Origin of the sequence: Actinomadura sp. NPDC000600, assembly GCF_040492135.1 — a bacterium.
In the GTDB taxonomy this organism is placed as follows: domain Bacteria; phylum Actinomycetota; class Actinomycetes; order Streptosporangiales; family Streptosporangiaceae; genus Spirillospora.
Genome location: NZ_JBEUPD010000035.1, coordinates 69,660 through 88,949 on the forward strand (window position 1 = coordinate 69,660; position 19,290 = coordinate 88,949).

Consider the following 19,290-nt stretch of genomic DNA (forward strand, 5'->3'; position numbering starts at 1 on the left):
CCGCACGGAGGAGGAGGGCGACATGGAGGGCGACAGGGCTCCGAAGGACCCGCTCCGCCCCGGGCGCGGCGGCCGCGACCTGGAGGTCAACCCCATCTTCAGCCGGGAGCCGATGACGATCCCGCGGTACCGGCTGCCCGCGCGGGAGATGGAGCCGTCCACCGCCTACCAGGTGGTCCACGACGAGCTGATGCTGGACGGCAACGCCCGCCTGAACCTGGCGACGTTCGTGTCCACGTGGGCCGAGCCGGAGGCGCGGGTGCTGATGGCCGAGTGCGCCGAGAAGAACATGATCGACAAGGACGAGTACCCGCGCACCGCGGAACTGGAGATGCGGTGCGTGCGGATGCTCGCCCAGCTCTGGCGCGCCGAGCACCCGCACAAGGCGGTGGGCTGCTCCACCACCGGGTCGAGCGAGGCCGCGATGCTCGGCGGGCTCGCGCTCAAGCGCCGCTGGCAGCGGCGGCGGCGGGCCGCGGGCGAGCCGGCCGACCGGCCCAACCTCGTCATGGGCGTCAACGTGCAGATCTGCTGGGAGAAGTTCGCGAACTACTTCGAGGTCGAGCCCCGGTACGTGCCGATGGAGGGCGACCGCTACCACCTCGGCGCGTCCGAGGCCGTGGAGCTGTGCGACGAGAACACGATCGGCGTCGTCGCCGTCCTCGGGTCCACGTTCGACGGGAGCTACGAGCCCGTCGCCGACATCGCGTCGGCGCTCGACGACCTGCAGGCGCGCGGCGGGCCGGACGTCCCGATCCACGTGGACGGCGCGTCCGGCGCGATGATCGCGCCGTTCCTCGACCCGGACCTGCTCTGGGACTTCCGGCTGCCCCGGGTCGCCTCCATCAACACCTCCGGCCACAAGTACGGGCTGGTCATGCCCGGCGTGGGCTGGGCGCTGTGGCGGGACGAGGAGGCTTTGCCGGACGACCTCGTCTTCCACGTCAACTACCTCGGCGGCGACATGCCGACGTTCGCGCTGAACTTCTCGCGTCCCGGCGCGCAGGTCGTCGCCCAGTACTACAACTTCCTGCGGCTCGGCTTCGACGGGTACCGCCGCGTCCAGCAGACGTGCCGGGACGTCGCCACCCGGCTGGCCACCGAGATCGACGGAACCTACCCGTACTACACGCTCACCGGCGGCGGCGACCTGCCGGTCTTCGCGTTCCGGGTGAGGGACGACTTCGACGGCTTCACCGTCTACGACGTCTCCGCCGCGCTGCGGGAGTCCGGCTGGCTCGTGCCCGCCTACAGCTTCCCCGAGAACCGCACCGACCTCGACGTCCTGCGCGTCGTGGTGCGCAACGGGTTCGGGCACGACCTCGCCGACCTGTTCCTCGAGGACCTCCGCCGCACCACGCTCCGGCTCCGCTCCCAGAAGCAGCCGCACCGCGACCCGCAGCAGGCCGGCGGCTTCGCGCACGGCGCCGAGCCCAAGAAGGTCCGGGCCAGGAGGGTCTGACGGACGGCCGGGGCAGGCGGCCGAACTGCCGTCAGACCCAGCTGACTCCCTGGCGCGGCATCAGCGGGGCGCCCGGGGCAGGCCGAGACCGATCATCGCGATCAGCTCGCGCTGGATCTCGTTGACGCCGCCGCCGAAGGTCAGCACGAGCGCGCCCTTCGCGAGCCGGTCGACGGACGCCGTGAAGTCCGCCGTCTCCGGGTCGCCCGGGTCTCCGTAGCGGGCGAGGACGTCCCCGACGATCCGGCCGACCTCCATCATCCGCTCCGAGGAGTAGATCTTGGTGGCGGACGCGTCGCCCGCGCCGAGCCAGCCGAGGTCCTGGTTCGCCGCGACCTGCCAGTTGAGGAGCTCGTTGGCGCGCAGGTACGCGTAGACCTGCGCGACCGCGCGCCGCACGGCGGGCTCCTCGATCAGCGGGCGGCCGTCGCGTCCGGGGGTCGTGCGGGCCCAGCGCGCGAACCGGACGTGGACGTGCCCGATGTTCCCGGCCGGTCCGAGCGTGACCCGCTCGTGGTTGAGCTGGTTGACGATGAGGTCCCAGCCCTTGTTCTCCTCGCCGATCAGCATGTCGGCCGGGACGCGGACGTCCTGGAAGTACGTCGAGTTCGTGTGGTGCGCGCCGTCCATCGTGATGATCGGCGTCCAGGAGAAGCCGGGGTCCTCGCAGTCCACGATGAGCATCGAGATGCCCTTGTGCTTCTTGGCCTCCGGGTCGGTGCGGGCCGCGAGCCACACGTAGTCGGCGTGGTGGGCGCCGGAGGTGAAGATCTTCTGGCCGTTGACGACGTAGTGGTCGCCGTCCCGGACGGCGGTGGTGCGCAGCGCGGCGAGGTCGGTGCCGGCGCCCGGCTCGCTGTAGCCGATCGCGAAGTGGCACTCGCCCGCGAGGATGCGCGGGATGAAGTACTCCTTGTGCGCGTCCGACCCGTACTGCAGGATCGTCGGCGCCACCGAGTTCAGCGTGATCAGCGGGTAGGTGACCTCGGCACGGGCGATCTCGGTGGCGAAGATCGTCTGCTCGACCGGCCCGTAGCCCCGGCCGCCGTACTCCTTCGGGAGCGCGACGCCGAGCATGCCGTCGCGGCCGAGGCGCCGGCAGTGCTCCAGGTAGGGCGGGCCGAACGGGTCGGCGCGGATGGCGGCGCGCTGCTCCGGCGTCAGGCAGTTCTCGAAGTACTTCCGCAGCTCGGCGCGCAGCCGCTTCTGCTCGTCGGTCAGGTCGATGAACATTCAGGCCTCCTGAGCGATGAGGGCGCCGAGCGCGTCGAGCCGGTCCTCGCCGCCGCCGAGCAGATGCCCGCAGTGCTTGCCCCAGGCGAAGTACCGGTGCAGCGGATAGGTGATGTCCAGGCCGATGCCGCCGTGCAGGTGCTGGCAGGTGTAGAGCGCCTTCACCACGGGGTCGCACGCGTTGAAGGCCGCGATGGTGAGGACCTCCTCGGCGTCGTCCGCACCCTGCGCGAGGCGCCACACGCCCGCCCAGACGGCCACGTCCAGCGCGCGCTTGGCGATGTAGACGTCCGCGATCTGCATCGTGACCGCCTGGAACTGCGCGAGCGCCCGGCCGAACTGCTCGCGCGTCCTGGTGTACTCCTTGGTCAGCTCCAGCGCGCCGTCGATGACGCCGGACGCGACGGCGACCGCGCCCGCGACGGCCGAGCGGCGCAGGGTGTCCCAGGCGGCGCCGTCCGCCGTCCCGCCGAGCAGGGCGTCCGCGCCGACCCGGACCCCGTCCAGGGCGATCCGCGACAGCGGCTCGCTCGTGGCCGACGGCTGCTCGGTGATCGACACGGCGGCGGGCTCCACGAGGAACACCCCGATGCCGCCGCCCTCGACGCGGGCCGGGACCAGGATGAGGGACGCCTCCCGCGCGTACGGGACGAACGTCTTCACTCCGTCGAGCACGTAGCCGCCGCCGTCCTCGCGGGCCGTCGTGGCGACCTCTCCGACCGGGCCGACCTCGCGGTACGCGCCCGTCAGCACCGCCGCGCCCTCGGTGAGCGGGGCGAGCAGGGCGCGCTGTTCCGCCGTGCCGTGCGCCCCGATCGGGACGGCCGCCAGCGCGAGCGAGGCGTACGCCGGGACGGGCGCCACGCGAGCGCCGACCTCCCGCAGGACGACCGCCAGCTCGACCTGCCCCAGCCCGGCGCCGCCGGCGTCCTCGGGCAGGACGATGCCGAGCAGCCCCGCCTGCGCGAGCGCCTTCCACGTCACGTCGTCATAGGGCGCGCCGCTCTTCTCGAACGCCTCCAGCCGCTCCTGCGCGGCCTCCCGCGCGAGCACGTCCGCCGCGAGGCCCTTGATCTCTTGCTGGGTCTCGTCGAGGTTGAAGTCCACTCATCCGCTCCCTTCCAGCAGGTGCAGCCGGCCGCGGCGCTCGAACTCGGCCCGCAGCGCCGCCGCGTCCGGCGCGGTCAGCGGGCGGTAGTCGAGGTCGCGGCCGGGCCGCCACCACACCGGGTCGTCGGTGCGCCAGGCGTCCCGGGCCAGCCGGCGCTTGAGGATCTTGTTGGACGCGGTCGCGGGCAGCTCCCGCGCCACCCGGACGTAGCGCGGGATCCATTTCGGGCTCAGGTCGGCGCGCCCGCGCACGTAGTCCGCGAACGCGCCGGGGTCGAAGGCGTCGGCGGCGACGGCGAGCATCACCTGGTCGCCGGACGCCGCGTCCGGTACCCCGTACACCGCCAGCTGCCGGACGCCGGGCAGCTCCGCCAGGACGCGCTCCACCTGGACGGCGCCGAAGTTCTCGCCGTCCACGCGGAGCCGGTCGCCGGTGCGCCCGGCGAAGAAAACGTAGCCGTCCGCGTCGGCGTAGGCGAGGTCGCCGCTCCAGAACATGCCGTCGCGGAGCCGGTCGGGGGCGTCCTTGTAGTACCCGTCGAACAGGCCGAGGTCGCCGGTGTTGACCAGCTCCCCCACGGCCTCGTCGCCGTTCAGCAGGCGTCCGGCCTCGTCGAACACCCCTGCCGGGCACGGCCGCCCGGTCGCCGGGTCGAGGATCGCGACGCCTTCGGCCAGCTTCCCGAGCGCGCCCTGCGGGCCGAGCGGGTCGGGCGACAGCGCGATCGCCGTCTCCGTCGAGCCGTAGCCGTCGATGACGAAACACCCGAATCGCTCACCGAAGGCCTTCTGCTCCACCGGCGCCGCCTCGTTCCCGAAGGCGAATTGCACCGGATTGTCGGCGTCGTCGTCCTTGGCGGGCGTGGCCAGCACGTACGAGAGGGCCTTGCCGACGTAGTGCAGGTAGGTGCAGCCGCGGGCGCGCACGTCCGGCAGGACGGCCGACGCCGAGAACCGGGCGCGCAGCACCAGTTCGGCGCCTGCGGCCAGCGCGGGCGCGTACGCCGCCATGACCGCGCCCGAGTGGAACAGCGGCATCGGGCAGTAGACGACCGACTCCGGGGACAGCATGCGCTCGGCGAGCATCTCGCCCGGAACGACCACCTTCCGGTGGGTGACGCGGACGGCGCGCGGGCGCCCCGACGTCCCGGAGGTGAAGATCAGCATGAGCAGTGTGCCGGGCCCGATCTCCGACGCGTCGGGCGGCGGGGAGCCCTCGAACGGCGCGACCAGTTCGGCGAGAGCGTCCACGGCCACGACGGGGAGCCCGAGCGCGGCGGCCTTCTCGGCGTACCGGGGCTGGCTGACGACGAGGTCGCAGTCGGCGCGCTCGGCGTCGCCCTCTAGTTCGGCGGCGCTCCGCGTCGGGTTCAGCGCCACCACCACCGCGCCGGACAGCGCCGCGCCGCCGAGGAGGAACACCACCTCGGGATGGTTGTCGAGGAGCACCCCGACATGGACCGGACGTTCGGGACGCGCCTGGCCGCTCAGCCAGGCGGCGCGGGACGCGCACTCCTCGACGACCTCCCGCCACGTCCAGGTACGGCCGTCGTCGGCGGAGCGCAGCCCGGGGCGGTCGTCGTCCGCCCGCGCCTCCAGCAGCGCCGCGACGCTCACCGGCCCACCTCCCTGGTCCGTCCCACGGCGAAAAAGTAGAACAGATTCTACTAAGTGTCCAGAGGGCCGATCTCCCTCGTCCGCAACCCGGTTCCCCTGGGTGTCATGGGCGACCGGCCGGGTATGGGCGGCCGAGACGAGATCGCGATGGGCTGATCAGATAACAGGTTCTCGCAAGAGCGGTACGCTTGGGGGGACCGTCGGGCGGCCGAGCCCGCACAGAAGGGAAGGCGACCGTGACCGCAGAGCCGACAGTGGCCGGGGACCAGACCCGGGGTCAGCCGGGCGGCCAGGGCGTGCGCTCCCGCAGCCAGCACCAGCGGCGCAAGCGTATCGTCCAGGCGGCCGCGGCGCTCGCCTCGCGCGGCGGCATCGAGGCGATGCAGATGCGCACCGTCTCCGAGCGCGCCGGCGTCGCCCTCGGCACCCTCTACCGCTACTTCCCGTCCAAGATGGACCTGGTCGTCGCCGTCGTCAGCGAGGAGATCGACCTCCTCGAAGGCAGCATCGAGCGCCGCCCGCCCCGCGCGGGCGCCGCCCCGGACCGCGCCGTCGAGGTGCTGATGCGCGCCACCCGCGGCCTGATGCGCGAGCCGGAGCTGGCCGAGGCGCTGATCCGCTCCCTCCTGCTGTCCGACGTCAAGACCGACTTCGGCGACCGCATGAGCGAGCTGCTGCTGCGCGCCGCGTCCGGCCCGCCGGAGGACATCCCCGCCGAGGACCCCCGCCGCCTCGCGGCCCGCGCCCTGTCCGGCATCTGGACCATGGAGATGATCGAGATGCTGCGCGGCAACGCCACCGCCGAGGAGATCCAGGCCCGCCTGGAGATCACCGCCTCCCGCCTCCTCATCGACTGACCGTGCCCGCCCCGAGCCGGACGCGAACGGAGAGTCACCTCCCCAACGCATTCCCACGTGGCGCCCATGCCTTCCCCATTAGCCTTGGATCCGACAGGACCCAGGACGAGCAAGGGGTGCCAGTGACCGAGCAGGAACCGATCCTCAGCGACGGGGTCATCATCGAGTTCATCGATGGCAAGGACGTCCCCGTCCAGCACAAGGACTTCGGTGAGCGGGCCGTCGTCATGCGCGACGCCAAGAACCCCGAGGGCCCGATCCTCTACTTCACCGAGGCCGAGTGGGACGCCTTCATCGCCGGCGTCAAGGACGGCGAGTTCGACGACCTCCTGGAAGACCCCACCGAAGCCTCCTGAACAAGAAAACGCCCCCCGGCGACCACCGGGGGGCGTTCTCGTCGATCGCGAAGCCGCCTCAGCCGAGCAGGTCGTCGACGCTCTCAGCCGTGGCGGCGCGAACCAGCCACTGGTCCAACTGCTCCTGGTCAGTACAGGCCAGGATCTGCTCCCGGACCTCGTCCGACACCGACAGCCCCCGTGCGTCGAGGACCTTCAGAACCGATTTCGCCTCGCCCTTGACCTCGCCCTTGGCCTGGGAGCGCAGGAACAGGTCGCTCTTGAACTCGTATTCGACGATGCCAGTGTTCACAAGTTCCTCCAGGATGCGACGCGCGGCCTTCGGCAGCGCGTTGAGCACAAGGTCAGTGTATAGGTCGGCGTTCTCGTGGCCCGCGTTCTCGATGGTGACGAGGGCGGCATGAGTGATCTCCATTGCCGTCTGGTCGGGAGCGGTGACGTTGGCCAGGGTGCCCACGATCGCCATCTCGGGGGCCTGCGCCGCCTGCTCGGTGCTGGTGACGAGTGGGCCGACGCCGGGACCGACCACGAGCGGCCGGAGGTCGAAGCCCGGATGGCCGATCTTGATCGGCTCGCGGGCCCAGTCGGCCACCGGGCTTTCGGGGCAGATGACGAGCAGGTAGCACGGGCAGCGCGTCCTGGCCTTGAGGGTGGTGAGGTAGACGGGCCACGAGCGACGCTTCGCCGGATCCTGGCGCTGCTGGACCTCTACGACGACGGCCATGCTCGGGCGACCGGAGTCGCCTTCACAGATCTCGATCACGCTGTCGGCCCGGTAGGCGGTCGGAGCGATATTGGTGAACTCCTCCGAGGCCGCCCTGATGACCAGGTCCTTCGAGAGTTCGATATGGAACGCGGTTTGGAGTAATTGGGCCACGACTTCCGGGTTGTCCCGGATGATCTGGATGGGCCCTTCGTGTTTGGCAGTGACCATGCACGAGAAGTTACTTGACCGCCACCGTTAGATACCGTGACTATCTAATTACTGTAAATATGATCTGCATCACGTTCCATTATTAGCAGATGCGGTCATTCCAGTAATTTGTTAGGTCTTTTACGGATTTAGGGGGCAGGGCGCCCCAGAGGCGGAGGCGGGCTATGCCGCCGTCGGGGTAGATGTCCAGGCGGACCCTTGATACCTCTTCCGTTTTCAGGCGGAAGCGGTGGCGGGTGTCGGGTTGTAGGCGGGTGCGCGGGAGGATGGTGGTTCGTTCGCCGGTGTTTGTGGTGGCCGTTAGTTGGGCCTCGGCGGGTGCGTTGAATTTGAGGTTTGTAGTGTCGATTTCGGCTAGGGCGATCGTGCCGGGGGCGGCGAGGGCTATCTCGGCCCAGTCGTTGCCGTCGTCGCGGCGGCGGGACGTCTCCCAGCCTTCGGCCTGGGTGCGGGCCAGGCCGGGGAACAGCATGTTGTCGGGGGACGAGTAGAAGCGGTCGGAGCAGTCGAGGACGCGCGCGCCGTTCTCCAGGGCGGCCAGGTCCACCGTCAGGCCGCTCAGGAAGGCCGGGTTGGGGACGACCCTGCCGTGGACGCGGAGCCGCGCGATGCCGCCGTCCGGGAACATGTTGAGGCGGACGTGGGTGAAGACGCGGTCCGGCTCGGTGGTCGGGATAGCGTGCGCGGTGTCGCCTTTGAGGTGGGTTCTCGGGACAATCTCCACCCAGTCGGCGGCTTCGAGTTCCGACGGGCTGGGGTAGCCGGACGCGAAGCAGGCCTCTACCGAGGCGTGCGGGGGGTAGTTGCCCTTGAACCACGCCGTGTCGATGACGACGCCCTGGATCTGGCCCGGGAGGCCCAGGCGGATCAGGGCCCAGTCGTGGCCGGGGGTTCGGCGTCGGGCGGTCTCCCAGCCGTCGTAGAGCTGGCCCTTCGGGCCGAAGGTCTCCGGCCGGAAGGCGGGCTTCCACGGGTTGAGCAGGTTCTCCTTCTCGGCGAAGGACTCGTCGCTCGCGGCGATGACCGATCCGCCGAGCGTGCGGACGGCGAGGTCCGGCAGGGAGGTGAAGTCGGTCACCGGGGCTCCGATCGGGTGAGCAGGCGTCCGGTGGGGGTGTCGGCGATGCGTACGCCCCGCAGCCATGTGGCCCGGACGACTCCCGTCAGCGTCCTGCCCTCGTAGGGGGTGACGGGGTGGCGGTGGTGGAGGGACGCGGGGTCGACGGTGAACGTCTCCTCGGGGGCGAAGGCGACGAGGTCGGCGTCGTTTCCGGGGAAGATGCCGCCCTTGCCGGGGACGGCGGCGAGCGCGGCGGGGGCCTGTGACATCCAGCGGACGACCGAGGCCAGGTCGTGGCCGCGGGCGCGGGCGGCCGTCCAGACGGCGGGCAGTCCGAGTTGCAGGGACGAGATGCCGCCCCAAGCGGTGGCGAAGTCGCCGCGTTTCAGGTCGGGTGTGCAGGGCGAGTGGTCGGTGACGACGCAGGAGATCACGCCGGAGGCGAGACCCTGCCAGAGCCGGTCGCGGTTGGCCGCGTCGCGGATGGGCGGGCAGCATTTGAACGCGGCGGTCCCGGCGTCGCCGTCGCAGAGGGTCAGGTAGTGCGGGCAGGTCTCGGCGGTCACCGGCAGGCCGCCGGCCTGGGCCTTCGCGAGGACGTCCAGGCAGTCGGCCGCGGAGAGGTGCAGGATGTGGGCGCGCACCCCGGTCTCCTCCGCCAACTGGACGACCCGCTCGACGGCGCGGCGCTCGGCGGACGGCGGGCGGGAGGCCAGGAACGCGGCGTAGTCGCCGCCGGACGGCGGGGCCAGGGACGCCGGGTCCTCGGCGTGCACGATGACCAGGCCGCCGAACGAGGCGATCTCGCGGAACGCCGTCTTCATCTCGTCGGGCGCGAGAGGCGGGAACTCCGGGACGCCCGAGTCGGAGGTGAAGCACTTGAACCCGAAGACGCCGAGGTCGTGCAGCGGGCGGAGCGCGGACGCGTTGCCGGGGACCGCGCCGCCCCAGAAGCCGACGTCCACGGCGCACGCGCCCTCGGCGGCGGCGCGCTTGGCCGCGAGCGCGGCCGGGTCGACGGTCGGGGGCAGCGAGTTGAGCGGCATGTCGATGAGCGTGGTCACGCCGCCCGCCGCGGCGGCGCGGGTCGCGGTGGCGAAGCCCTCCCATTCGGTGCGGCCCGGCTCGTTGACGTGGACGTGGGTGTCGACGAGTCCGGGCAGCAGCGCGACGTCGCCGAGGTCCACCGAGGCGGGGGTCTCGTAGGGCAGGATCGCGGCGATGCGGCCGTCGCGGACCGAGACGGCCGCCGGCCGCTCGCCCTCGGGCAGAACGGTCCGGGGGGAACGGATCACGAGGTCGGCCGGTGTCATGGGCCGGCCACGATGTGCTCCGGGCGGACGGGGACCCGGGTCAGCGCCCGGCCCGTCGCGTCCCGGATCGCCGCGACGACGGCGGGCGTGGACGACAGCGTCGGCGGCTCCCCCGCGCCGCGCAGCCCGTAGGGGGCCTCCGGGTCGGGGTTCTCCAGGATCTCCAGCCGCATCGGCGGCATGTCGAGGATGGTGGGGATCAGGTAGTCGGTGAAGGACGGGTTGCGGACGAGGCCGCCGGTCACGACGATCTCCTCCATCAGGGCGAGGCCGAGGCCCTGCGCGGTCCCGCCGTGGATCTGGCCCTCCACCCCGGTCCGGTTGATGATCTTGCCGACGTCCTGGACGGCGGCCAGCTCGACGACCTTGACCAGGCCGAGGTCCACGTCCACGTCGACGACGGCCCGGTGCACGCAGAGCGCGAGCTGGGTGTGGGTGCGCCCCTGCCCGGTGACGGGGTCCATCGGGGTCGTGCGCCGGTGGTGGTACTCGCGGGTCTCCTCGATGGCGGCGTCCCCGAGGACGTCCTCGATCGTGCCGAGCGCCCCGTCCGCCCGCGACATGATCTTCCCGCCGACCAGGGCCAGGTCGGTGCGGCCGAAGCGGCGCGCGGCGCGCGCGAGCAGTTCGGCGCGGACCGCTTCGCAGGCCGTCTTGACCGCCCCGCCCGTCATGTACGACTGGCGGGACGCGCTGGAGGACCCGGCGTCGCCGACCCGGTTGTCCGCCGGGGCGATCGTGACCCGCTGGACGCCGAGCTCCGTCCGCGCGATCTGCTCCTGGACGGTGACGAGGCCCTGCCCGACCTCGGCGGCCGCGGTGTGCACGAGCGCGGTCGCCTCCCCGCCGATGACCTCCAGCCGGACGCGGGCCGTGGACAGGTCGTCGAAGCCCTCGGAGAAGCAGATGTTCTTGAGCCCGACGCCGTAGCCGACGCCCCGCACGACGCCCTCGCCGTGGGTCGTCTGGGACACCCCGCCCGGCAGGTTGCGCAGGTCGGACCGGTCGGGTCCGGGAGGCATCGGCATGGCCTCCAGCCGGGTGAGCATCTCGGCGAGCGGCGCGGGCGACTCGATGACCTGCCCGGTCGCGAGCCTCGACCCCTGCGAGACGGCGTTGCGGCGGCGGATCTCCAGCGGGTCGAGGCCGCAGGCGGCGGCGAGCCTGTCCATCATCGACTCGTAGGCGAAGCACGCCTGGACGGCGCCGAACCCGCGCATCGCGCCGCACGGCGGGTTGTTGGTGTAGACGCCGTAGCCGTCGATCCGGATGTTGGGGATCTCGTAGGGCCCGACGCCCAGCGAGGCGGCGTTCCCGACGACGTTCATCGTGGACGAGGTGTACGCGCCGCCGTCCAGGACGATCTCGACGTCCGCGTAGAGGAGCCTGCCGTCGCGCGCGGCGCCGAACTCGTACCGCATCTGCGCGGGATGCCGGTGGACGTGCCCGAAGAACGACTCGTACCGGTTGTAGGACATCTTGACGGGCCTGCCGGTGTGCAGCGCCAGCATCGCGGCGTGGATCTGCATCGACAGGTCCTCGCGCCCGCCGAACGCGCCGCCGACTCCGGCGAGCGTCATGTGGATCTGGTCCTCGCGCAGCGCGAGGCAGGGCGCGATCTGCTTGAGGTCGTTGTGGATCCACTGGGTGGAGACGTGCAGGTCGACGCCGCCGTCCTCGGCCGGGATCGCGAGGCCGGACTCCGGCCCTAGGAACGCCTGGTCCTGGATGCCGACCTCGTACTCGCCCGACACCACGACCGCCGCCTCGGCCTTGGCGGCGTCCACGTCCCCGACCCGGACCGGCTGGTGGCGGGTGATCCCGCCGCGGTCCTGAACCTTCAGGCCCTCCGGGTCGGCGATGACGGCGCGCGGGTCGGTGACCGGCTCCAGCACCTCGTAGTCGACGGCGATCCGGTCCATCGCGCGCCGCGCCGTCTCGGGGTGGTCGGCGGCGACCAGCGCGACCGGCTCGCCCTGGTGCCGGACCTGGTCGATCGCGAGGACGGGCTGGTCGTCGGTGTGGTCGATGCCGAACGTCTTGCGGCCGGGCACGTCCTCATGGGTGAGGACGGCGCGGACGCCGGGCATCGCGAGCGCGGGCCCGATGTCGAGCGACCGGATCCTGGCCCGGGGGTGCGGGCTGCGGAGCGTCGCGCCCCACAGCATCCCCTCCATCCACAGGTCGGACGCGTAGGCGAACTCTCCGGCGACCTTGAGCGTGCCGTCGGGGCGCAGCGGGCTCTCCCCGACCCCGCCGGTGCCCGGAGCGGCCGCGGGGGCCGGACTCTTGACCGGGGACGTCATTCAGAGCACCTCCTCCGCGAGCCGCATCAGGCGGCGGTGGGCGTCCGCGCCGCGCCGCCCGGCCTCGTCCTGCGGGACGGTGGCGAGCGTGTCGCCGGCCACGACGGTGCGCCCGCCGACGAGCAGGCGCTCCAGCGGCGGCACCGGCCCGAACGCCAGCGCGACGACGGGGTCGTCGACCGCCGCCTGGAAGCCGTCGACCCGCCACAGCGCGACGTCGGCGAGCATGCCCGGCGCGAGGGAGCCGATCTCGTCCTCGCGGCCGAGGCAGCGGGCGCCGCCGAGGGTCGCGATCTCCAGGGCCTGCCGGGCGGACAGCGCGGTCGGCCCGTACCGGGCGCGCTGCATGTAGATCGCCTGCCGGAGCTCCCCGGCCAGCGGGACGAGCTCCGCCGACGCCGCCCCGTCCACGCCGAGCCCGACCGCCGCGCCCGCCTCCAGCAGGTGCGACACGCGGGCGATCCCGGCGCCGAGGCGGGCGTTGGAGCTCGGGCAGTGCGCGGTGCCGGTGCGGGTCTCGGCGAGACGCTTGACGTCGGTGTCGTGCAGGTGGACGCAGTGCGCGAGCCACACGTCGGGGCCCAGCCAGCCGATCGAGTCCATGTACTCGGTCGGCGTCATGCCGAACTGCTCCCGGGTGTGCTCCTCCTCGTCGAGCGTCTCGGCGAGGTGGGTGTGCAGCCGCACGCCCTTGCCGCGCGCCAGGCGGGCCGACTCGACCAGCAGGTCCCGCGTGACGGAGAACGGCGAGCAGGGCGCGACGGCGACGCGCAGCATGGAGCCGGGCGAGGGGTCGTGGTAGCGGTCGATCGCGGCCTCGGTCTCGGCGAGGATCGTGTCGAGGTCCTCGACGACCTCGTCCGGGGGCAGCCCGCCCTGCGACTCGCCCCGGTCCATCGACCCCCGGGCCGGGTGGAACCGCAGGCCGACCTCCCGGGCGGCCTCGATCTCGGCCGCGAACAGGTCGCCGCGCCCCTTGGGGAACAGGTAGTGGTGGTCGGTGGACGTCGTGCAGCCCGACTTGGCGAGCCACGCGAGCCCGGCGGTGGCGGCGCCGGCGACGACCTCGGCGTCCATCTTCGACCACGGCTTGTAGAGGGTCGTCAGCCACTCGAACAGGGTGCCGTCGACGGCCATGCCCTGGCTGGCCCACTGGTAGAGGTGGTGGTGGGAGTTGACCAGGCCGGGGGTGGCGAGGCAGCCCGTCCCGTCGATCCGCTCGGTCTCGCCCGCGCCCGCCTCCGGGGCGGGGCCGGGGCCGACGGCCGTGATCCGGTCGCCGTCGACGACGATGTGACCGTCCGGGTACTCCTCCCCGGACACGGTGGCGACGTGCGCGTTCTCGATGACGACGCGTCTCATCGGGCACCCGCCCTGCGCTCGGCCGCGAGGCGCACCGCGTCGAGGATCTTCTCGTAGCCGGTGCAGCGGCACAGGTTCCCCGCCAGCGCCTCGCGGATCTCCGCGTCCGACGGCGCCGGGTTCCGCTCGACGAGGTCGTGCGTCTGGACGATCAGGCCGGGCGTGCAGAACCCGCACTGGACGGCGCCCGCCTCGACGAACGCCTCCTGGACGGGGTCGAGCCGCTCCTCGCCCGGCGGCCCCTGCGCCAGCCCCTCCACGGTGACGACCTCGCGGCCCTCGGCCTGGCCCGCCGCGACCAGGCAGGCGCACACCGGCACGCCGTCCAGGTAGACGGTGCACGAGCCGCATTCGCCCTGCTCGCAGGCGTTCTTGGAGCCGGGCAGGCCCATCCGCTCGCGGAGCATGTAGAGCAGGCTCTCGCCCTCCCAGACGTCGTCCACGGCCTCGGCCGAGCCGTTGACGGTCAGGTTCACGCGCATCACGATGCCGCCTTTCCCGCGGTCCCCGTCCGGTAGTCGTCCCACGCCCAGGCGAGCGTCCGGCGCGCCAGCACCGCCAGGGCGTGCCTGCGGTAGTCGCCGGTCCCGCGGACGTCGTCGATCGGCGACGCCGCGTCCCGCACCAGCTCGCCGAACCGCCGCGCGGCCGACTCGGTGAGCGGGCCCCGCCCGTCCCAGTCCAGCTCGGCGGAGATGAACGCCTCGGCCTCCGCGGCGCGGCGCGGCGTCGGGGCGGCCGAGCCGAGGCCCGTCCCGGCTCGGCGCTCCGCGGGGTGCAGCGCGATCGCGAACGAGCAGACCGCGATCACCATCGCGTTCCGGGTGCCGATCTTGGAGAAGTACTGCGGGCCGGACGCGGGCGGCGTCCAGAACGCGCGGATCAGCTCGTCCGGCGCGAGCGCGTTGCGCTTCACGCCGGTGAAGAACTCCGCGACCGGGATCATCCGGACGCCGCGCTCGGCCGACTCGGCCTCGACGACCGCGTCCCCGGCCAGCAGCGGCGGGTGGCCGTCCCCGGCGGGGGACGCCGCGCCGAGGTTGCCCCCGACGGTGCCGCGGTTGCGGATCTGCGGCGACCCGACCGTCCGGGACGCCTGGGCGAGGCCGGGCAGCCGCCCGCCCAGCTCGGTGATCAGCCGCGCGTAGGGCACGCCGGCGCCGACGCGGAGCCGGCCGTCCGCCTCGTCCCATTCGGCGAGGTCGCGGATCCGGGTCAGGTCGAGCAGCGCCTCGGGCCGCCGCGCGTCGAAGTTGATCTCGACCATCACGTCGGTGCCGCCCTGGACGGGCAGCGCGCCCGGCCGCGCGGCCTTGGCGGCGAGCGCGTCCTCCCAGGTCACCGGTCGCAGGAAGTCCATATCTCAGTATTCCTCCATGGGCGGGACCCCTTCGCGGGACCTCACTCGAAGGCCGCCGGGGCGTCCGGCGCGTCGTCGGTGAGCACCGTGCCCTCGATGAGCCCGTACGGGCGGTCCGCCGCGAAGTAGACCTCGTTGTCGTTGTCCATGCCGAACGGCTCCAGGTCGACCAGGAAGTGGTGCTTGTTCGGAAGCGCCAGCCTGACCTCGCAGGTCTCCGGGCGCTCGGCCAGGACGCGGCGTCCCATCTGGTAGAGCGTCTGCTGGAGCGACAGGCTGTGCGTCTCGGCGAACGCGCGCAGGAGGCCGTCGCGGGCGGCGGCGTAGGAGTCGTCCCAGGCGCCGGTCGTGCTCCGGTGCCGCCACCGGGCGGTCACCGCCGTGGCGAGGATCCGGTCGTCGGTGGGTTCGAGCGTCGTGTACTCGTCCCGGGCGAAGCCGTGGAACTCGCTGCCGGTGGAGTTGAGGACGACCAGGTCGGTGAGGCCGGAGACGACCGACTCGCCCCCGTCGCCGCAGTGGACCAGCGCCGTGCGCACCTCGCCGCCGTCCCGGACGAACGAGTGCCCGCCGGTGATGCGCCGCCAGCCGTACTCGCGGATCTCCACCCGGGCATGGGTGATCGCCGGCTGCGAGCCGGTGAAGTGCCGCGCGAGCAGCAGCCCGAAGTCCTCGATCGCGCCGATGCCGTGCTTGCGGGCGAACGCGAACACGGTGTTCTTCTGCGTGTCGGTGGGCAGCACGGCCGCGTTGTCGCCGGTCAGGTGCACCTCGTCCATCGCGCCGGAGAGGGCCACGCTGACGTTCAGGTCCTTGATCCGGTGGGCGCCGCCGTCCCGCGTCACGCGGACGACGCGCGTCTCCGCCTTGCCGTAGCGGTTGGGCCCGAGAACGATCGCCACTAGCTCCCCCGGTAGGTCGAGTACGCGAACGGGCTGATCAGCAGCGGGACGTGGTAGTGCCGTCCCGGGTCGTCGATCGTGAACGCGACCGTCACCTCGGGGTAGAAGTCCGACAGCCCCTCGGTGGCGAACGTCAGCCGGTGCACCCCCTCGCCGGGCTCGGCGCCCCACTCCCGGACGCGGCCGTCGGCGTCGGTGCGGGCCTCGGCGACCGGCGTCCAGCCGCCGCCCGGGTCGCGCCGGTCCAGCCGGACGGCCACGCCTGCGGCGGGCAGCCCCTTCGCCGCGTCCAGTACGTGCGTGGACAGGCTCACGCGTCCTCCTCCACCAGCTTGGCCAGCCGCAGGTCGACGATCTCCGCCAGCTCGCGGCGGACGACGTCCCGCTCCGCCTCGGGGTCGTTGCCGAGCCGCTCCCGCAGCGCACCGAGCATCTCCAGGGCGGAGCGCCCGGCCGCGCGGATCAGGAACACGTGGCCGAAGCGCTCCTCGTAGGCCCGGTTTCCCGCGGTGAGGGCGTCCTGAACATCGGCCGCCGCGCCCGTGGCCCCCGCCTGCTCGCCTCTCGACCAGCGGGCCTCCCGCGAGCCGCCGCCCGCCCGGTCCCCGATGCGCGGATGGGCCGCGAGCGCCTCCTCGACGTCCGGCCAGTCCAGCTCGTCAAGCGCCCGCCGCGACGCCGCGCGCAGCGCGGCGAGATCGGCGTAGGACCGCCCGGCGACCGCGGCGACCCACCGCCGGGACGCGCAGCACGCCGCCAGCTCCTCCGCACTCGGTTCCACCACGCTTGCAGTAGACAAGGTCCCCCCGACCCCGGTCGAGAGACAGGACCTCCGAACTGAGCCGCCGGTCGCGGACGGTCTTTTGTAGCTTGCTACACATGAAGCTGCGTTCGCTGCTCGCGATGCCCGGGTTGCGGTTGGAGGTCGTCACCGGGGAGGACGGGCTGGACCGGCCGATCCGGTGGGTCGTCACCACCGATCTGCTCGATCCGGGCCGCTACCTGCGCGGGCGCGAGCTGGTGCTCACCGGCCTCGTCTGGCGGACGGGGCCGGCCGACTCCGAGGCGTTCGTCGCCGCCCTCGCCGGGGCGGGGGTCTCCGGGCTGGCCGCATGGGATCTCGCGCTCGGCGCCATCCCGGACGACCTCGTGGAGGCCTGCCGCCGGCACCGGCTCCCGCTGTTCAAGGTCCCGGAGGACGTGGCGTTCGCGACGGTGACCGAGGAGGTCGTGCGGCACCTGTCGAGCGCCCGCGCCGCCGATCTCACCGCGCTGCTCGACCGGCACCGCCGCCTTGTCGAGGGGACGGGGCTCGACGCCGTCCTCGACCTGGTCGGCCACTGCCACGTCCTCGCTCCGACCGGGCGCGTCGTGGCGGGTCCGGCGCCGGCCGACCCCGCGGCCCTGGCCGCCGCCTTCCTCACCGCGCCCCGGTTCCCGCACCACGTCCCCGCCCAGGACGTGTCGCTGTTCCCCGTGTCCCCCGCCGACACGCCCCGGGTCGCGGACTGGTTCGTGGCGCTGGAGGGCGACTTCGCCGACTGGCCGCCCGAACGCCGCACGCTGGCCGGCGAGCTCGCCGCCATCGTCGCCCTCGAACGGGCCCGGCTGCGCGCCGACGACCGCTCGTCCCAGGACATCGTGTCCGCCGCCGTCGCAGGGGACGTTTTCCCGATGCCGGAAGGGTTCGGGTCACCGGTCGTGGCCGTTGCCGCGTCCGCGCACGGGTCGCTGCGGCCGGGCGAACTGCGCACCGTCCTGTCCGAGGTCGTGCCCGCGCCGCGCCCGGTGGTCGGGCTGCTGGACGGGGAGGCCGTCGCGCTCGTCCCGTGCGCCGGGCAGGACGTCGCCGCCGCCGTCCAGGACGCGCTCGGCCCCCTCGCCCCCGGGCTGGCGGGCACCCGCATCGCCGTAGGGGTGAGCGGCGCCGTCGGGGACGGGGGCACCGCCGCGCCGCCGGACCTGCGCGGCGCCGTCGAGGAGGCGCGCCATGCCCGCCGCCTCGCGGCCACCCGCCCCTCCCCCGTCTGCGTCGTCCGGCACGACGAGCTCGCCACCCACGTGCTGCTGCTCGCGAGCGTCCCCGACGACGTCCGCCAGATGTTCCGGGTGCGCCTCCTGGACCCCCTGCACTCCTACGACCGGGCCCACGGCGCCGGCCTCGTCCGCACGCTGGAGGCGTTCCTGCGCAACTCCGGTTCGTGGACGCGCTGCGCCGAGGAGCTCCACCTGCACGTCAACTCGGTCCGCTACCGCATCCAGCGCATCCAGGAGCTGACCGGCCGGGACCTGTCCCGGATGGAGGACCGCGTCGACTTCTTCCTCGCCCTCCTCGTGTGATCGAAAACCGACGGCTTCCGCCCCGGACTCTCCACGGAACACTCGTGTTCATGTAATGCTGTGCACGGAGGCGCACTCCTCCGTGACGATCGGTGCGAGAAGGCGAGGAACGGCGTGGAGCCCTTGGGCGCGGACGACCCTCGGCAGGTCGGCCCATTCCAGATCATGGGACGGCTGGGGCGGGGAACCGTGGGGGAGGTCTTCCTGGGCCGCTCCCCCGGCGGCCGGCCGGTCGCGGTCAAGGTCGTGCTTCCCGGACCGGCCGGGGACGAGACGTTCCGCCGCCGCTTCCGCGCGGAGGTGGACGCCGCACTCCGCGTGCAGGGGCTGCACACGGCGCCCGTGGTGGACGCCGACCTCGACGCCGCCAGGCCATGGCTGGCCACCGCCTATGTTCCGGGCCCGTCGCTGCAGGAGGCGGTGTCCGCGCACGGCCCGCTGCCCGCCGGGACGGTCGCCGCCCTGTGCGCCGGGCTCGCCGAGGGGCTGTCGGCCGTGCACCGCGCCGGCCTGGTGCACGGCGACGTCAAGCCGGGCAACGTCCTGCTGGCGTCCGGCGGTCCGCACATCGTCGACTTCGGCATCGCCCGGGCGGTCGAGGACGCCGGAACCCTCGCGTCCGTGCGGATCGGCGACCCCGGGTTCACCGCGCCGGAGCAGATCCGCGGCGAAGAGCCCGGTCCCGCCGCCGACGTGTTCTCCCTCGGCTGCGTCCTCGCCTACGCGGCCACCGGCCGCCACCCGTTCGGGGAGGGGACGCCCGACGAGGTCGTCCACCGGATGGCGCACGGCGAACCCGACCTCGCCGGCGTCCTCGAGCCGCTCGCCGGCACGATCCGGGCATGCCTGGCCAAGAACCCCGCCGACCGGCCGGCGCCGGCCGCCCTCCTCCAGACGGGGCCCCCGCCGGGCGCGCCGGCCCCCTGGCTCCCGCCCGCCGTCGCCGCCATGGCCGAGCAGCGCGAGCGACCGCTCGTCGCGGAGGCTCCGCGCCGCGCCACAGCAGGTCCATCGAGCGGCGCGGGTCGCCCTGCCCGGCGAAGACGACCAACGTGCATCTCCTTATGCCATAAACTGA

General features: G+C 73.0%; 18 protein-coding genes. 5 read left to right on the forward strand and 13 right to left on the reverse strand.

Annotated features, from left to right (window positions below; all coding sequences use genetic code 11):
• The first annotated feature begins 22 nt into the window (after positions 1 to 22).
• On the forward strand, positions 23 to 1,462 hold the full coding sequence (gad, locus tag ABWI07_RS35430) for a glutamate decarboxylase (protein WP_353821244.1): 1,440 nt from the start codon (positions 23 to 25) through the stop codon (positions 1,460 to 1,462).
• Positions 1,463 to 1,522: 60 nt separating this feature from the next.
• Here the strand turns inward: gad and ABWI07_RS35435 are convergent, their stop codons facing one another.
• The 3 genes from ABWI07_RS35435 to ABWI07_RS35445 are packed head-to-tail and all read right to left on the reverse strand — an operon-like array spanning position 1,523 to position 5,422.
• On the reverse strand, positions 1,523 to 2,695 hold the full coding sequence (locus ABWI07_RS35435; protein WP_353821245.1) for an acyl-CoA dehydrogenase family protein: 1,173 nt from the start codon (positions 2,693 to 2,695) through the stop codon (positions 1,523 to 1,525).
• Positions 2,696 to 3,802, reverse strand: a complete 1,107-nt coding sequence (locus tag ABWI07_RS35440; RefSeq protein ID WP_353821246.1) for an acyl-CoA dehydrogenase family protein — start codon at positions 3,800 to 3,802, stop codon at positions 2,696 to 2,698.
• Positions 3,803 to 5,422, reverse strand: a complete 1,620-nt coding sequence (locus ABWI07_RS35445; RefSeq protein WP_353821247.1) for an AMP-binding protein — start codon at positions 5,420 to 5,422, stop codon at positions 3,803 to 3,805.
• A gap of 236 nt (positions 5,423 to 5,658) precedes the next feature.
• Between ABWI07_RS35445 and ABWI07_RS35450 the strand changes: the two genes are divergently transcribed.
• Entirely contained in the window at positions 5,659 to 6,279 is a 621-nt protein-coding gene (locus ABWI07_RS35450) for a TetR family transcriptional regulator (RefSeq protein ID WP_149264123.1), read from the forward strand.
• 122 nt (positions 6,280 to 6,401) lie between these two features.
• A complete protein-coding gene (locus ABWI07_RS35455) occupies positions 6,402 to 6,635 on the forward strand; it encodes a DUF397 domain-containing protein (RefSeq protein ID WP_149264124.1) in 234 nt (77 codons plus the stop codon).
• A gap of 58 nt (positions 6,636 to 6,693) precedes the next feature.
• Here ABWI07_RS35455 and ABWI07_RS35460 read toward each other — a convergent pair whose 3' ends face one another.
• The 10 genes from ABWI07_RS35460 to uraD form a co-directional block, all read right to left on the reverse strand.
• Positions 6,694 to 7,569, reverse strand: a complete 876-nt coding sequence (locus ABWI07_RS35460; RefSeq protein ID WP_353821248.1) for a hypothetical protein — start codon at positions 7,567 to 7,569, stop codon at positions 6,694 to 6,696.
• 82 nt (positions 7,570 to 7,651) lie between these two features.
• Complete coding sequence (gene alc / locus ABWI07_RS35465; protein WP_353821249.1) at positions 7,652 to 8,647, reverse strand: allantoicase; 996 nt, start codon at positions 8,645 to 8,647, stop codon at positions 7,652 to 7,654.
• The gene (gene allB / locus ABWI07_RS35470) at positions 8,644 to 9,942 is read right to left on the reverse strand and encodes an allantoinase AllB (RefSeq protein WP_353821250.1); all 1,299 of its coding nucleotides are present in this window, start codon (positions 9,940 to 9,942) and stop codon (positions 8,644 to 8,646) included. The genes alc and allB overlap by 4 nt, the downstream gene beginning before the upstream one ends.
• A complete protein-coding gene (gene pucD, locus ABWI07_RS35475) occupies positions 9,939 to 12,248 on the reverse strand; it encodes a xanthine dehydrogenase subunit D (protein WP_353821251.1) in 2,310 nt (769 codons plus the stop codon). The genes allB and pucD overlap by 4 nt, the downstream gene beginning before the upstream one ends.
• Complete coding sequence (locus ABWI07_RS35480; RefSeq protein WP_353821252.1) at positions 12,249 to 13,610, reverse strand: 8-oxoguanine deaminase; 1,362 nt, start codon at positions 13,608 to 13,610, stop codon at positions 12,249 to 12,251.
• The gene (locus tag ABWI07_RS35485; protein WP_149264213.1) at positions 13,607 to 14,092 is read right to left on the reverse strand and encodes a (2Fe-2S)-binding protein; all 486 of its coding nucleotides are present in this window, start codon (positions 14,090 to 14,092) and stop codon (positions 13,607 to 13,609) included. The genes ABWI07_RS35480 and ABWI07_RS35485 overlap by 4 nt, the downstream gene beginning before the upstream one ends.
• Positions 14,092 to 14,970 (reverse strand): FAD binding domain-containing protein, encoded by an 879-nt coding sequence (locus tag ABWI07_RS35490; RefSeq protein WP_353821253.1) that lies wholly within the window; start codon positions 14,968 to 14,970, stop codon positions 14,092 to 14,094. The genes ABWI07_RS35485 and ABWI07_RS35490 overlap by 1 nt, the downstream gene beginning before the upstream one ends.
• A 41-nt stretch (positions 14,971 to 15,011) precedes the next feature.
• Entirely contained in the window at positions 15,012 to 15,872 is an 861-nt protein-coding gene (gene pucL / locus ABWI07_RS35495) for a factor-independent urate hydroxylase (RefSeq protein ID WP_353821254.1), read from the reverse strand.
• On the reverse strand, positions 15,872 to 16,186 hold the full coding sequence (gene uraH, locus ABWI07_RS35500) for a hydroxyisourate hydrolase (RefSeq protein ID WP_149264131.1): 315 nt from the start codon (positions 16,184 to 16,186) through the stop codon (positions 15,872 to 15,874). The genes pucL and uraH overlap by 1 nt, the downstream gene beginning before the upstream one ends.
• Positions 16,183 to 16,656: a 2-oxo-4-hydroxy-4-carboxy-5-ureidoimidazoline decarboxylase gene (gene uraD, locus ABWI07_RS35505; protein ID WP_235037371.1), complete on the reverse strand. Its 474-nt coding sequence runs from the start codon at positions 16,654 to 16,656 to the stop codon at positions 16,183 to 16,185. Before uraD ends, uraH begins: the two co-directional genes overlap by 4 nt.
• A 95-nt stretch (positions 16,657 to 16,751) precedes the next feature.
• Here uraD and ABWI07_RS35510 point away from each other — a divergent pair, with 95 nt between their 5' ends.
• Entirely contained in the window at positions 16,752 to 18,212 is a 1,461-nt protein-coding gene (locus tag ABWI07_RS35510) for a PucR family transcriptional regulator (protein ID WP_353821255.1), read from the forward strand.
• Positions 18,213 to 18,326: 114 nt separating this feature from the next.
• Positions 18,327 to 19,290 (forward strand): serine/threonine-protein kinase (locus tag ABWI07_RS35515; RefSeq protein ID WP_353821256.1); only part of this gene is annotated, 964 nt, incomplete at its 3' end.

Bases quoted from the DNA above. Each gene is read 5' to 3' on its own strand.
- gad (WP_353821244.1), top strand. From the start codon at position 23: ATGGAGGGCGACAGGGCTCCGAAGGACCCGCTCCGCCCCGGGCGCGGC.
- ABWI07_RS35435 (WP_353821245.1), bottom strand. From the start codon at position 2,695: ATGTTCATCGACCTGACCGACGAGCAGAAGCGGCTGCGCGCCGAGCTG.
- ABWI07_RS35460 (WP_353821248.1), bottom strand. From the start codon at position 7,569: ATGGTCACTGCCAAACACGAAGGGCCCATCCAGATCATCCGGGACAAC.
- allB (WP_353821250.1), bottom strand. From the start codon at position 9,942: ATGACACCGGCCGACCTCGTGATCCGTTCCCCCCGGACCGTTCTGCCC.
- pucD (WP_353821251.1), bottom strand. From the start codon at position 12,248: ATGACGTCCCCGGTCAAGAGTCCGGCCCCCGCGGCCGCTCCGGGCACC.
- ABWI07_RS35480 (WP_353821252.1), bottom strand. From the start codon at position 13,610: ATGAGACGCGTCGTCATCGAGAACGCGCACGTCGCCACCGTGTCCGGG.
- ABWI07_RS35485 (WP_149264213.1), bottom strand. From the start codon at position 14,092: ATGCGCGTGAACCTGACCGTCAACGGCTCGGCCGAGGCCGTGGACGAC.
- ABWI07_RS35490 (WP_353821253.1), bottom strand. From the start codon at position 14,970: ATGGACTTCCTGCGACCGGTGACCTGGGAGGACGCGCTCGCCGCCAAG.
- ABWI07_RS35510 (WP_353821255.1), top strand. From the start codon at position 16,752: ATGAAGCTGCGTTCGCTGCTCGCGATGCCCGGGTTGCGGTTGGAGGTC.